The sequence below is a fragment of the Bacteroides caecicola genome, from assembly GCF_023337095.1.
Taxonomy (GTDB): domain Bacteria; phylum Bacteroidota; class Bacteroidia; order Bacteroidales; family Bacteroidaceae; genus Phocaeicola; species Phocaeicola gallinarum.
The window spans coordinates 1-301 of the sequence record NZ_JAMBLM010000035.1 but is presented as its reverse complement, the minus strand read 5'-3'; the positions used below and the strand labels follow the sequence as shown (position 1 = coordinate 301).

1 pseudogene is annotated in these 301 nt (G+C 40.5%); it reads right to left on the bottom strand.

Annotation, left to right across the window (positions count from 1 at the left end):
* Positions 1–95: 95 nt before the first annotated feature.
* Positions 96–301 (bottom strand): annotated as a pseudogene (locus M3085_RS13845) (transposase); the annotation flags it as partial.

Genomic DNA, 301 nt, shown 5'->3' with positions numbered 1-301 from the left:
TATTGCTGTCCGATAAACTCGATTAAATATAAAAATGTAGTGGTCGGCCATTGTGTATTCAGTGGTCGAGTCTTATTTTATAGTTCCAAGCCCCCTCAAAAGATAGATAATTGGTAATCTTCTTTCTGCTTTACGTTTAATAGCGTTTCCCAATCTTTCTCCGGATGATTAAACAGGCTGTAGAAATCGACATAATACATAAGCGTAATCCGCATCATGGTGGCAAGTCCGGAGAAACTCCAGGAACGCGTCAGTCTCTTTTTCATTACCATCAGAAGCAGATTGGCTATAAGCGTCACCC